Raw genomic sequence first — 13,191 nt, forward strand, 5'->3', positions numbered from 1 at the left:
CCTATCACATATTTTCTTCAACTAATTCATAACATCTTTCTTTAGTCATTTCCATAAGCACAGCTGTATAAGCAAAGGATTCCACTGTACCGCCTCTATTTTCCTCCGCTTCTCTCTCTGCTTCCTTGTCTCGTAATTTGATCCATTCTCGCTGCTCTTCCCTTAAATCTTCCATTTCCTCACTAGAAAGCTGTTCCTGAAGCACTGCATAAACTTCATTCAATGCTTCATCCCACTTTTGATGCATAACTGCTATTGCTTCATCCATATCAGCCTGCGTACCTGTGTTGATCAATTCGCGCTGTAGAGCTAGACTTTCTTCTACTTCATCCAATTGTTGTAAAAGGTCCTCTTTGGTTACTACATTAGGATTATGTTCCTCTGTTGTTTCCTCTTCCTTTTCATTCAGCACCGGAGTTTCATCGATGGGCTCTTCCATCGTACAGCCTACTAATAATAAAAATGGAACAATTAACATTAGTAATTTTCTCATATCTTGTATCCCCCATTATTCATTCTCAACATTATATCAAAAGAAAGATAAGTTAATCACGCATGTAGCAATGTAGTGTTTCTGTCTTTGCCTGTCCACCGCTTAATATAGTTCAGAATTTGACCATTTGCGTAATTATTTTTATCTAATGCTTCCTGCGTCTCCTTTTGGTATTCATTCATTGGGTTCACTGGATACTCCCCACAAACATCAACGCCACGAAAATCCTTCGATTTGGAAAGCTCTTTCACCATCTTCAACATTTGCTTCAAACGCAGTGTCCCATGATCCCAACCGGTCATGGCATCTTTCGTATCAAGAACATCTTTATCCATGCTTATGTAGACAGCTTCTGTAGGTATGTTTTTTATCATAGATTTTGTAATAGTTGAGAGATTGGTCTGGAGTGAGTTTTTGGTATAAATAACGACTTTGTCCTGAACAGACTCGGGGATGTTTTGGTTTGTTTCTTCACTCACACCAAGGATATATACCTTCTTTAGCATGGGAAGTGTCTTGAGAGATTCCAGTACCCAGGAACCACAGGAGATGAGATTCTCACTTGGGGCTGGAAGTATATCTGTATGATGGTCAAATAGAATTAATGTGTAGGGTAGCTTCATCTGGGATTGAAGTATGTAAGAAACATAATGATAATTACCACTACCTAAATAGCAGATCCCATCTTGCTTATGTTCGATTAGTCGATCGGTAATATCTTGTAAACTACCTCTTTCACAAAACAAACTAATATTCCGCATAAAATCAAAATTAATCCAATTGTCGGAGCTGCTTTTATAGAAAGACTGCTTACTGTATGCCCCATCGAAATTCAATAGAGTTATAGCCTCTTCCATTTCTATTACCTCCCAAGAACTATTTGTTCATATTTTCACAAATTAGTTTATTAAATAATCTTAATATTATTATAACACCTAAATCAAATTATTGTTGGTGTAAAGTTCGACAGTAAGTTTAGGGGCGGGCAAAAGCATGCAGAAAATTTAGTTCTGCACGCTTTCATGGTTTACCTTCTTCTGATACTTCTTTTTAATACGAAGGCATTTATTGTGATGGAGAAAAATATGTCTAGTTCCTGGCATGAGCACGATTCCTGCAATTGTCTTTTTGCTCCAGTAATCAGCTAACCATTTCGAATTCGGAGAGACAGCTTTATCTGCGAATAATCGGTTAATCTTACTTGCGCAAATTGGCTGCTGAAATTGTCCGGAGCGTACATTAGATATAACTTCTTGTGTTCGTTTGCCAACAGCAGTTCTATATGCTCGTAAGGAATTATAATCAATGTTAGCACTTAGACTCGTAAGCTCTTCTTCACTCATATCATTTCCGGAATGCTCGAAAGGTATATTTAACTTTTCTAGCCAATTATCAGTGGTAAGAACTTGTTGATCATTTGCTATTAAAATATTCATTGTCATATCTTCTATTCTAGTAACATGCCAAATATGCCAGGCTATGGAATTCTGTGTATCTGGTGTTTTGACAGGATATTGTCTAAACGTAGCTTCACATATGTCGTTTAATAGCTCATCTTCCATTGTGACTTGATCAGGCGGATGACCGATTGAAGCAGAATGAAGTAATGCATGCTGTGAAAGAAATAATTGAATCGCCTCAACATGGTGTTCCTGCTTTTCTATGATTTCTTTTAATCGTTTATGATTCTCGTTCCAGATCTTACGTTGAATCTTGTCCATGACTATTCACCACTCCTAACAGACCATTACATTTTAATATCTTATTTGCATTCTCCATAGGATTCACTGTGCGAAGATAATACTCCTCGCCTAACCAGTATCTTCTTTTATATTTGTCTAATATAGCTTGTTTGTCTCCAATATAAGAATCCCGATTTAGGACTCTCTCATACCTAATTTCCCTTGGGCAATCGATAAAAATAGTATAATCGTAATATGCTTTCCATTCTTTTCTTTGTAAAAAAATACCTTCGATTAAAACAATACTATTAAGTGGAACAGAAATGTTTTTAGCATAATTCTTATCGGATGATTTTTCATAATAAGGGAGAGTTAGTTTCGTATTTCCATTGTGGATACTTCTAAATATTTCATCCTTCAAGATTTCAGTATCCCACTGTAAATAATAATATTCATACCATTCCTCGTGTCCTGTATTATATCTAGCACTTCGTTTCTCAATATGATCGTCCATATGTATAACAACAACATTGCATTTTTGTTTCAATAGAGAATCGAGTTTATTAACGAGTGTTGTTTTCCCTGCGCCGCTTAGACCATCGAAAGCAATAATATAAGAACGTCCGATATTGGATCTTTTATTAAACTTATAAACTATTTCGCTTGCCAATTCATTTAGGCATATAGTCATGAGTTGAACCACCTTATTCCTTTTGTAGCTACTAGTCTATTAGAATCGTTTTACATTAATTGTTTCTCGAGACTATACATTCGGTCACCTTCAAAGATTCTTTCATCATATTTCACAAATCCTAATGCTGTCCAAAAGGTTAATGCTTTCTCGTTGGTTGCGTGTACAGCGATTTGAATGCATTTAACATGGATATTCCTCATTTTATTTTCATAAGCATAATACGTTTCTTTTGCATATCCTTGTCCCTGGTACTGGCTGTCTATTATCAGTAAGGTTAACCATGGCTTCTTAGCACGGGGACTTTCCATTCCGTACTCGATAATTCCAATTATGTTCCCATCCTTACTTACTAAGTATCTTTGTGTTTTTAATTCTTTTGACTCATTATACTGTGTTACAATATCTTCATCTTCTAACTTAGTTTTTTTGTACGCTATGGAAGTATATTTCGTATTAGAGATGAAGATTGTTTTTTCTATAGCAGTATTTTTTAAGCTACTTTCAACTAATGAGATCAACAAATACCCCTCACATATCCCTGTAGATAGTAATCTACATTGTTCTTTATCCCTTTCAACATATCAGTTACGCTCGTTGAAGTAAATAATTTTTGAAATAATCAGGTTTAACCTCCTGTGTGTTTGCATAATAACCATCGTATTTTATTGCAATTAGAAAAACGAACAGTCTCTATATCGACTGTTCGCTTCCATCATCTATTATTTGACCGTTTTCAAGGCATCCTCTATTGGTGTATCACCAGACATTATTTCAATTGTTTTTTGATAGGTGTTTTCCTCATCTATTGCGGCAACTACCGTTCTTGCTACATCCTCGCGTGGAATGCTTGTTTTTTGTATATTATCTCCTACTTCAATTTTACCAGTACCAGGTTCATTAAGAAGTAATCCAGGTCCGATAATCGTATATTCAAAATTACTTGCAACAATCATTCGGTCTGCATAGTGTTTTGCGACCATATAAGGCTTGATTGGGCTCTCTTTCCATGATTCGCGGTCGTATGCTTTATATGCACTTACCATAATGTATCGATTAATACCAACTTTTTCAGCCGCTTCCATTGACTTAACCGCACCGTCTAGATCCACAAGTAACGTCTTATCCGGACCAGTTTTACCACCAGAACCCGCCGTGAAGATTACAGCATCTGATCCTTGCATTGCATCTGCAAGTTCATCTACACTTCCCTCTAAGTCCGCTATTACCGCATTTACACCAGAATCTATTAGTTGCTGTGCCTGTTCCTCACTACGTACCATTGCTGTTAATTCATGTTTTTCACTATCTTGAAGGAGTTTAACAATATGTTTTCCTACTTGACCGTTGGAACCGATTAGAAACACTTTCATCTTATGATCTCCCTTCCTAGTTACTATTCATATTGTTTCAAATCGGTGATGAAATATCAATTATTTGAAGGGCTATCCTAATTATTATGTGTCCATACCAAATAGACATGTGCCCTTTGAAGATATACATAGACCTTAACTTTGATTGCATGTAACTTCCTTAAACTACATCGGACCAATTCTAATGTACATGCTCCCAATCCAGATTTCATGTGACCATCCTAGCTTTTTATATACCCTTTCCTAATTTACATGTACCCGAAACAAGAAAGAGCTAACCACATAGTTAGCTCTTTCACTATTCCATCTATTTCCGATTCCAAAAACGTTGTTGCGCAATGGCAGCTAAGAAATCTTTGCCGAAATTAGGATTATTAGCAGCATATACAACACCGGCTAAGTTATTTTTGCTAGAAGGCTGTAATAATGATTGCCCCGAAGCTGCTACACCGATTGGTTTGTAATTTTTATAGGCTACTTGGATATAATCCGTAATATTCGCATTGAATACGTCTTGATTTTTAGAGATTCCTCCAACAATGTATAGTGTGTCATACAGATATGGACTTGCAGTAAGGAATGTCTGGTCTACTTTTAACTTGGAACCATCGCTACCTGAAATCATACCTAGACGTTCACTTACGATTTCAATGAAAACGCCATTTTGTTGTAGGAAGTTAAGTACTTGTTTTACTTCCCCGCCATTAAATCCTTCTCCAATTAATACTCCGACTTTTTGTGTTGCAGCATAACTAGGCGTACTGTATTGGCTAAGTGAAGGATAACTTGTTGAAATTGGTACATGGGAACCGCTTGGAGGTTTAACCCCTATATTTTCAGCAACTATGGTAGCCAATTCCTTGTCAACATTGACTAATAAATTTACGTTTTGTTGGCGGACAGATTCACTCTTCACTTTTCCAAGTTGATAGCTAAACGCCTGAATCGTGTGCTGCTTTTCAACAGGTGTCAAGCTATTCCAAAAGATTCTAATTTGCGAGAAGTAATCTTTGAATGAATCACTTCTTGCTCGTATCACGTGCCCTTCCACTCTCTTAGGGTAAGATTCATATCCTCCTTCTTCTGGTGGTACAGTATAAGGCGTATTATTGGCTAGTGAATTTTTATGGTAGTTTACCTGATCCACGTCAATACGCTGTCTCATAAAGCCTCTTCGCGTATTATTTGTGAACGGGCAAAGTGAGCGGTTGATTGGCAATTCATCATAATTAGGACTGCCTAGTCTGTGTTGCTGTGTTTCTCGATACGCCATTAACCTCCCCTGCAAGACAGGGTCATTAGAAAAGTCAATTCCAGGAACGACGTTTGCAGGGTTAAATGCAACTTGTTCAGATTCTGTAAAGTAGTTTTGAATGTTGCGATTCAACGTCATTTTACCGATAATTTGAACTGGAATGAGCTCTTCTGGCCAGAATTTAGAAGGATCCAGTACATCAAAGTCGAATTTGAATTCATCCTCGAGTGGAATCAGTTGAACGCCTAATTCATATTCTGGATAGAATCCTTTATCTATAGCTTCTCTCAAATCTTTTCGATGGAAGTCTGGATCAATTCCTCCAATCTTAAGTGCCTCATCCTGCGTCAAGGAATGGACACCTAAGACAGGCTTCCAAACGTATCTCACAAATGTTGCTTTCCCTTGTTCATTAACAAATAAATACGTATTGATTGACCATGACTCCATCATTCGATAGCTTCTTAAAATACCACGATCTGACATAATCCATGTCACCATATGAAGTGCCTCATCATTATTCGCTACATAATCCCAAAAAAGGTCGTGTGCTCCGGATGCTGTTGGTATATCATCATCTTGCTTTGATTGATAAGCATGCATTGCATCTGGAAACTTCATCGCATCCTGATTAATCAATACAGGCATGGCGATTGTTGTCAGGTCGACATTTCCTTCTTCTGTATACAGCTTCACTCCCTGACATCGTAAATCTCTCGCCGTATCATAGGACCCTTTTGCTCCTTGTACAGTTGAAAAACGTATAGTTAATGGTGTCTTTTTGCCTGCTTCTCCTAGAAATTTTGCTTTTGTCACATGTCTCATAGATTGATAACATTCAAACTCTCCATGTGCACTATAACCTCTTGCATGTACAACCCTTTCTGGTATTTCTTCGTGCGCGAAATGTCCCATTTTTTCAAAGAACTCATAGTCTTGCCGTAACGAAGGGCCGCGTACACCTGCTTTTAATTGATCGGTATCTTGTGACCTTTTTTTGCCTTGCAGCGTCGTCATTGGCTCACCAGTATTTTGAATACGGTACTGATCTAATTGTTCCTGTTTCGGATCAGTAGGAGGCTTTTTTCTTGATGACTTATCGTCCATGTAATCACCCATCCTAATTTTTTGTGTAAAATTTTCCACTTATACTTTATGCCTCAGGATTAGGGCTTATTACATATTCATACAATTTATGTTAATATTTTTTCCTACTTAAAAAGAACATGCTTCTTTCATGTAAGGAGCATGTTCTTGATTTATATATTCTGCTCACAATAAGTAAAATTTATTTTCACAAAAAACCTTATCCCACTATCGGGGCGGGACAGTCCCTCAGCGCACTAAAGCGTTAACGCTTTAGCGTGCTGAGGGACTGTCCCCAAAAAAAGCTCGTCTTATTTTCTTACTTTTCGCATACATTTTTTTCGAGGTGAGAAAATTGAGACAAACAGCTGTAGAAAAAATGCACATCTTCATCGTTATGTTTTTTATGAGTTTAGTCATGAGTATACAAGCACCCATTTTTGCACCGTACGCAGCAAAGCTAGGCGCATCAAGTGTTTTAATTGGAATTATGCTTAGTGTTGCATCATTTACGAATTTATCAGGGAATCTAATTGCAGGACCTTTAGTGGATCGATTTGGTAAGAAGGTGTTTATCACCCTTCCTATATTTATCTCAGGAACGTTGTTTATCGCCCATGCACTTGCTTCTAGTGCTGCTAGTTTATTAGTACTTCGCGCATTGAACGGCTTTTCATTAGCCTTCTTAATCCCATCTGCTCTCGCATTATTATCAAGCTATGCGAAGAACAGCCAACAACAAGGGAAAAACATGGCTATCAACGGTATTCTAGGCACAATCGCAAGTATTATTGCACCAATTATTGGTGGATTACTCGGAGCAGGTATTGGATATGCGAATACCTATTATGCAATCGGTGGGGCTTTATTATTAATAGGTATTTATACGGTCTACAATTTAAAAGAGAAAGAAAACGTTATTGTGGTTAATAGTCAGGCTAAGCCATTAAGCTTTATGCAAGTAATCCAAAATCCTCATTTGAAGGTTGTATTTCTAACCGGATTTGCGGTGATGTATATTCATGGTGTCATTATTTATGAGGTACCATATCTTGCGGTAGAACAAGGACTATCTACTGCTGTTACAGGAGTTTTGTTCAGCTTCTTTGGAGTTGGAACCTTTTTCTCTTTGTCATTATTTTTTGTTCACCGCTTCGACCCAGTTAAACGACTAATCTTCGGCCTATTTGGTATGTGTTTTAGCTTATTTGCGCTATTTAGCGGTTTACTCGCTTTACCTATACTATTATTCTGCATCGGCTTCTTCTTTGGGATCATGATGCCTGCCATGGCGACTGCTGTGACGGATGCTATTTCAAATGAAGGGCATGGAAGGGCATTTGGCGTAATGTCAGCGGTGTATTCCATGGGGATGATTACTAGTTCGTTTATCACTGGCGTTGTTAGGGATGTTGTTTCACCTTACTTCGTGGCATTTTTGATTGGGATGTTGGCACTTACTTTGATTGGGTATGCGAGGCTGCAATCGGGGTCGACTACGGTTACCCGGACACCTTATCCATATTAATTTATTTACACTGTATTTACTTGAAGACACAATTCATTCTTGAATTGGTGTCTTTTTATTTTTATGTCAATTTTCGCATTGGGGAGAGTTATCAAAAATAATTATCCAAAAACACAATAGAATATATATTCGTGTTATACTTTTGGTAATGTGAATAACTTAGGGGGAATTAAATTGAATTTAAATAACATTAATATGGGAGAACGAATGCAATATTATAAGGTACCAGGTTTAAGCATTTCATTGATTGCGAACGGTCAAATCAGTGGTACAGAAAATTACGGAACTTTAGAAGTACAAAGCAATAGAAAAGTAAATGAAGATACTATTTTTAGTGCGTGTTCGGTTAGTAAATTCTTAACTGGAATATTGGTAATGAAACTAGCGGAAGATGGAATTCTAGGCTTAGATGACGACATAAATAAAAAGCTAGTATCATGGAAAGTTCAAGATAACGATTTTACAAAGATTAAAAAAGTTACACTGAGAAATTTACTTAGTCATCAGGCGGGAATCAAGGATCCAGAAGATAGCTTTTCAGAATTGAAGACAGATTTTGGGATTCCAACTATGGCCGATTTGTTAATGGGAAAAACACCTTATTGTACAGTGCCTATTGAAGTACAATGCGAGCCAGGCTCCGAATTCCACTACTCGGATGCAGGGTTCTGTATTGTTCAGCAACTGATAGAAGATGTTACTGCAAAACCATTTCAACAAGTGATGAAAGAATATATATTTGAACCGCTTGGAATGGAAAATAGTCATTATCTAAATACAGGTAAGTTGGAAGTAAATATTGAAAATCATTCTGTTGGTCACAACAAGTACGGAGAAATAGTAGATGGTAAGTATCCAATCTATCCATACCCAGCCGCCTCTGGTCTTTGGACAACTTCTCTGGATTTAGCTAAATTAGTACTCGAGTTATTGAATGCTATAAAAGGAGAAAGCAAAATTGACTTATCGACAAAATTAGCTAAAGAAATAATAAGACCACAGAATGGAAAGAGTTGGACAGGATTAGGTGTATTTCTTGATGAATCTGAAGAAGAACTAGAAATAACATCGCTCGGTTGGGGAGTTGGCTTCCAATGTATGTTGTTTGCTTTTCCTAACACAGAAATAGGTGCAGTTATTATGACAAATGCTGAACTAGGTGTTCATCAAATGGAAGGAATTATAGGAGAAATTTATCAAGCTCTTTTGACTTAAATAACGATATAAAGCAAACCCTTCCGCATAATAAGCCACTTGCTTACAAAATATAAACATATTCTTACTTAGGTCAGGGGAGTCATAGATGAAGATTCGGTTTGGCTATGTTGCCAATGCACTTGGCTTATGGGATGCCAGTCCTTCCAAAACATTAACTTTTGCAAGGTATTCCAAGCTTCCCAAAGAAGATCGCTTGGACACACTAAAATCAGTTACCGCTAAAAACTTACATCATACGAAACGAATCATTTGTTACAATATCGCGCACGAGATTGAGCTTTATCGTTTCTCTAGTATGCTTGTTCCCCTTGCCACCCACCCCGAGGCACGTTGGGATTTCGTTACACCCTTTAAGGAGGAGTGGAAGGAATTAGGCAGGTTAATTAATAAGTACAAGCTCCGGACAAGCTTTCATCCCGGTCAGTATACACTTTTTACAAGTCCTCGAAGTGAGGTCACCAGGAATGCGGTAGAGGATATGGAATACCATTACCAGATGTTAGAAGCAATGGGTGTGCTTGATACTTCTATTATGAATATCCATATCGGTGGGGCTTATGGTGATAAAGAACAGACATTAGTCCGGTTTCATGAAAATTTAAAGTCACTTCCGAACGAAGTACAGTATTATATGACACTAGAAAACGATGATAAAACCTATGATGTGAAGGAAACATTAGAGGCTTGTGAGAAGGAACAGATTCCAATGATTTTGGATTATCATCATTACATGGCAAATAAAGGCGAGGTTGAACTAGAGAACTACTTAGAGAGGATTTTCGATACGTGGAATCATCGTGATTTAGCACCGAAAGTCCATGTCTCCTCCCCTAAATCAGCTTCTGCCTTTCGTTCTCATGCTGATTTAGTTGATTTACAATTCATTCTTCCATTTTTAAAAATAGCTAAGGAATTGGGCAGAGACTTCGATATTATGATTGAGGCAAAGCAGAAAAACCTCGCAATGCTACAGTTAGTCGAGGATATTTCTAATATTCGAGGAGTTAAACGTTTGTCCGGAGCATCTGTTGAATATTAAATATTGGAGTTGATGATTATGACACTAGTACGACTAGGCTATGTCGCTATGAGTATGGAATTACAAAATGCTTCTCCTTCCCAAACGATGACTTTTGCTCAATTTCAGAAGTTAACCGATAGAGAGGCTGCCATTCGTAAATTAGAACGGATTGCTCTATCCAATTTACATCATACATTGCGGTTATTGCGGCATAACGTTGCCTCCGAGATTCATTTTTATCGCCTAACTTCACGACTAATACCACTTGCAAATCATGAAGAGTTGCTAGATTGGGATTATATGAAACCATTGAAAGGTTCTCTGCGTGAAATTGGTGATTTTGTAAAAGAGCATCAACTACGAGTAGATTTCCACCCAGACCATTTTGTTCTGCTTAACTCCACCAAAAAAGAAGTCTTTAAAAACTCTGTTCAGACGCTTAAAATGCATTACCTCCTCTTAAAGGGTATGGGAATTGATCCTACTCACCGCTGTGTGATGCATGTCGGAGGAAACTATAAAGATACGGAAAAATCACTCGAGCAGTTTGTGGAAGCTTGGATGGATGTTCCAAAAGGAATTCAAAAAATGGTAATGCTCGAAAATGATGATACTTCTTTTACATTGGAAGATACACTCTATCTGTGTCAGAAGCTCGGAATTCCTCTTGTATTTGATTACCACCATCATCTGGCTCACCATCAAGATTCAAAATGGATTCAGCATTGGGATAGTATCGTGCAAACGTGGGAGCACTCCCCACTTCCAATCAAAATGCATATTTCCAGTCCAAAAAGTGAAAAAGAGTTCCGTCACCATTCTGATTACGTCGACGTTGATATGTTCTTCACTTTTCTAAATGAGATAAAGGGGTCAGTCCACCAAATCGATTGTATGATTGAGGCGAAACGTAAGGATGCAGCGCTTTTTCGGTTAATGAGGGAAGTGAAAAATAGAGGTGATGTTACTGTAGTAGACGGATCTTCTTTTATATTAAAATAAGGACCAAATCGGTTCGGTTTGGTCTTTTGTCACATGGTTAACTTAATATTATTCTTGAATAAGATAGAGCATGTGCTACAGTATATTAAAGGACAAAAGATGGAGTGCTGATATGATTAAACATGTTATTTTTGATTTTGATGGAACTCTTGTGGATTCCTTAAAAGTATTTGTATCCAGTTGGAACTCACTTGCAGATCGATATAAACTAAAAGAAATTAAACCTCAAGAATTAGAATTCCTCAAAAAACTTTCATTAAAGCAAAGATTGAAGCGATTAGATTTTTCCATGTACAAAGTGCCGATCATTGCGCCGAAGATATACAGCTTATACCAAGCTTCTTTGCATGAACTAAGGTTATTTGACGGCATGAAAGAAACACTACTTCAACTAGAAGAAAAAGGTTATCAAACTAGTATTATTTCATCTAACTCTAGAGAAAACATTGTGGATTTCTTAGATCGAAACGAGATTACAAGTATAAACAGAGTACTTTGTTCGAGTAGTATTCTCGGGAAAGATAAGCTAATTAATAGGTATCTCAGAGAACATAACCTGATGCCAACCGAAGTCATCTATGTTGGTGATGAACAAAGGGATATCCTAGCCTGTAAGAAAACCGGCGTAAAAATCATCTGGGTCGGGTGGGGCTATGATTCCTTCGAGGTAGTTGAGAAAGAAAAACCGGATTATCAGGTCTTTGAACCTGGGGAGATATTGAAGATTATATAGGAGTTGGAAACGGGAACGCTTTTATAAGCAGTCCCGTTTCTGATTACTTCATTCCTTTATTAACATGCAACCAACGCTTTCTTCTCTCTTTTGCTTGTTGATACAATTCTTCTTCATGATCCGTCTCAGGGATTATTCCTGGAACCGGGACTGGTTTGCCGTCACTATCTATCGCTACCATTGTTAAAAATGATGTAGTTGTAAGACTTTTCACCCCTGTTTCTAACTGTTCACATTCCACTTTTACATACACTTCCATGGACGTATTCCCAGTTGAGATGACTACCCCTTCTAATGTAAGAATATCACCGACTTTCGCAGCAGATAAAAAGTTCACTTCATCAATGGATGCTGTCACGACAACTTTTCTACTGTGTTTCATTGCAGCAATAGCAGCAATTTCATCAATGTAAGCTAATACCTTTCCTCCAAAAATAGTATCCAAATGATTTGTGTCTGGTGGCAACACTAGCTTCGTTTGAATGGTACGAGAAACATTTGTAGATATCTTTTTCATAATCTTCCCACTTTCTGTTTTGATGGTATAGGTTTTCATCCAATAGGGTTCTTGTGCACACAAAAAAATCCGCCACTAAGGACGGATTGGTAGGAATGGATACAGTAAAATATAAAAAAACACGAAAAGTTATTTATTACTATACCTAAATACCTAACCTTCCTAACTCCCGAAGAAGATGATACGAAGTAAACATGGCAGGTCTCCTGACTTGTGCTTCCACCTACTTTAAGCCTTCCCATCTTTAGACAGTGGTTTTTCTTATTTCGTCAGCACTTACAGTTGCGGGTACAGTTCTGGTATTCCACCAGATTCCCTTTTAAGTCTATTAAAGAAACCATGTTTACCGGTATGAACCTATATGTAATTGTGTTTATAAAACAATGATAATACTGCCTACGTTTACTGTAATACAATTTATCTATTATGCCAAGGAGTATCTCATGTTTAGTGTGGTACCTAATGTTACCCTTTCTGAGCAAAAGTGCAGCCACATCAACCCTAAATCATTACGGAGTTAATCCGCTTATGCCTTAGTACATGTTTACATACAAATAACTAAAAAGTAAGTAATTCCATTATATTTTGACTA

At 37.4% G+C, this 13,191-nt stretch carries 13 protein-coding genes and 1 riboswitch; of the genes, 5 read left to right on the forward strand and 8 right to left on the reverse strand.

All coding sequences use genetic code 11. From position 1 onward, the window contains the following. Positions 1 to 4: 4 nt before the first annotated feature. From TE34_RS19080 to TE34_RS19110, 7 genes are all read right to left on the reverse strand, one after another. The gene (locus TE34_RS19080; RefSeq protein WP_053075144.1) at positions 5 to 493 is read right to left on the reverse strand and encodes a lysozyme inhibitor LprI family protein; all 489 of its coding nucleotides are present in this window, start codon (positions 491 to 493) and stop codon (positions 5 to 7) included. A gap of 56 nt (positions 494 to 549) precedes the next feature. Next, positions 550 to 1,350 carry an arginase family protein gene (locus TE34_RS19085; RefSeq protein WP_047986406.1) on the reverse strand — a complete coding sequence of 267 codons (801 nt, stop codon included), beginning with the start codon at positions 1,348 to 1,350 and terminating at the stop codon, positions 550 to 552. A 147-nt stretch (positions 1,351 to 1,497) separates the two neighbouring features. Then, on the reverse strand, positions 1,498 to 2,214 hold the full coding sequence (locus TE34_RS19090) for a DinB family protein (RefSeq protein ID WP_047986407.1): 717 nt from the start codon (positions 2,212 to 2,214) through the stop codon (positions 1,498 to 1,500). Next, a complete protein-coding gene (locus TE34_RS19095) occupies positions 2,195 to 2,866 on the reverse strand; it encodes a kinase (RefSeq protein ID WP_047986408.1) in 672 nt (223 codons plus the stop codon). The genes TE34_RS19090 and TE34_RS19095 overlap by 20 nt, the downstream gene beginning before the upstream one ends. 50 nt (positions 2,867 to 2,916) lie before the next feature. Beyond that, positions 2,917 to 3,387 carry a GNAT family N-acetyltransferase gene (locus TE34_RS19100; RefSeq protein WP_047986409.1) on the reverse strand — a complete coding sequence of 157 codons (471 nt, stop codon included), beginning with the start codon at positions 3,385 to 3,387 and terminating at the stop codon, positions 2,917 to 2,919. Positions 3,388 to 3,588: 201 nt separating this feature from the next. Beyond that, a complete protein-coding gene (locus TE34_RS19105; RefSeq protein ID WP_047986410.1) occupies positions 3,589 to 4,239 on the reverse strand; it encodes an SDR family oxidoreductase in 651 nt (216 codons plus the stop codon). A 307-nt stretch (positions 4,240 to 4,546) separates the two neighbouring features. After that, complete coding sequence (locus TE34_RS19110; protein ID WP_047986411.1) at positions 4,547 to 6,601, reverse strand: catalase; 2,055 nt, start codon at positions 6,599 to 6,601, stop codon at positions 4,547 to 4,549. Positions 6,602 to 6,977: 376 nt separating this feature from the next. On the opposite strand from TE34_RS19110, the gene TE34_RS19115 reads away from it, so the two are divergent. The 5 genes from TE34_RS19115 (at position 6,978) to TE34_RS19135 (ending at position 12,082) form a co-directional block, all read left to right on the forward strand. Then, the gene (locus tag TE34_RS19115; RefSeq protein ID WP_269083201.1) at positions 6,978 to 8,108 is read left to right on the forward strand and encodes an MFS transporter; all 1,131 of its coding nucleotides are present in this window, start codon (positions 6,978 to 6,980) and stop codon (positions 8,106 to 8,108) included. Positions 8,109 to 8,282: 174 nt separating this feature from the next. Then, positions 8,283 to 9,323 carry a serine hydrolase domain-containing protein gene (locus tag TE34_RS19120; protein WP_047986412.1) on the forward strand — a complete coding sequence of 347 codons (1,041 nt, stop codon included), beginning with the start codon at positions 8,283 to 8,285 and terminating at the stop codon, positions 9,321 to 9,323. An 88-nt stretch (positions 9,324 to 9,411) separates the two neighbouring features. Beyond that, a complete protein-coding gene (gene uvsE, locus TE34_RS19125; protein ID WP_047986413.1) occupies positions 9,412 to 10,365 on the forward strand; it encodes a UV DNA damage repair endonuclease UvsE in 954 nt (317 codons plus the stop codon). 18 nt (positions 10,366 to 10,383) lie between these two features. Continuing rightward, the gene (gene uvsE / locus TE34_RS19130; protein WP_047986414.1) at positions 10,384 to 11,349 is read left to right on the forward strand and encodes a UV DNA damage repair endonuclease UvsE; all 966 of its coding nucleotides are present in this window, start codon (positions 10,384 to 10,386) and stop codon (positions 11,347 to 11,349) included. A 112-nt stretch (positions 11,350 to 11,461) separates the two neighbouring features. Continuing rightward, complete coding sequence (locus TE34_RS19135) at positions 11,462 to 12,082, forward strand: HAD hydrolase-like protein (protein ID WP_064971743.1); 621 nt, start codon at positions 11,462 to 11,464, stop codon at positions 12,080 to 12,082. Positions 12,083 to 12,125: 43 nt separating this feature from the next. On the opposite strand, the gene TE34_RS19140 is transcribed toward TE34_RS19135, so the two are convergent. Continuing rightward, positions 12,126 to 12,599, reverse strand: coding sequence for an acyl-CoA thioesterase (locus TE34_RS19140; RefSeq protein WP_201777711.1), 474 nt, complete (start codon positions 12,597 to 12,599; stop codon positions 12,126 to 12,128). A 179-nt stretch (positions 12,600 to 12,778) separates the two neighbouring features. After that, positions 12,779 to 12,956, reverse strand: a riboswitch (cobalamin riboswitch). Between the last annotated feature and the right edge of the window lie 235 nt (positions 12,957 to 13,191).

Source organism: Ornithinibacillus californiensis (assembly GCF_001038485.1).
Lineage (GTDB): Bacteria > Bacillota > Bacilli > Bacillales > Amphibacillaceae > Ornithinibacillus > Ornithinibacillus californiensis.

Excerpts from the sequence above, each read along its gene's own strand:
- TE34_RS19090 (WP_047986407.1), bottom strand. The coding sequence starts at position 2,214 with ATGGACAAGATTCAACGTAAGATCTGGAACGAGAATCATAAACGATTA.
- uvsE (WP_047986414.1), top strand. The coding sequence starts at position 10,384 with ATGACACTAGTACGACTAGGCTATGTCGCTATGAGTATGGAATTACAA.
- TE34_RS19085 (WP_047986406.1), bottom strand. The coding sequence starts at position 1,350 with ATGGAAGAGGCTATAACTCTATTGAATTTCGATGGGGCATACAGTAAG.
- TE34_RS19135 (WP_064971743.1), top strand. The coding sequence starts at position 11,462 with ATGATTAAACATGTTATTTTTGATTTTGATGGAACTCTTGTGGATTCC.
- uvsE (WP_047986413.1), top strand. The coding sequence starts at position 9,412 with ATGAAGATTCGGTTTGGCTATGTTGCCAATGCACTTGGCTTATGGGAT.
- TE34_RS19095 (WP_047986408.1), bottom strand. The coding sequence starts at position 2,866 with ATGACTATATGCCTAAATGAATTGGCAAGCGAAATAGTTTATAAGTTT.
- TE34_RS19080 (WP_053075144.1), bottom strand. The coding sequence starts at position 493 with ATGAGAAAATTACTAATGTTAATTGTTCCATTTTTATTATTAGTAGGC.
- TE34_RS19105 (WP_047986410.1), bottom strand. The coding sequence starts at position 4,239 with ATGAAAGTGTTTCTAATCGGTTCCAACGGTCAAGTAGGAAAACATATT.
- TE34_RS19115 (WP_269083201.1), top strand. The coding sequence starts at position 6,978 with ATGTTTTTTATGAGTTTAGTCATGAGTATACAAGCACCCATTTTTGCA.
- TE34_RS19110 (WP_047986411.1), bottom strand. The coding sequence starts at position 6,601 with ATGGACGATAAGTCATCAAGAAAAAAGCCTCCTACTGATCCGAAACAG.
- TE34_RS19140 (WP_201777711.1), bottom strand. The coding sequence starts at position 12,599 with ATGAAAAAGATATCTACAAATGTTTCTCGTACCATTCAAACGAAGCTA.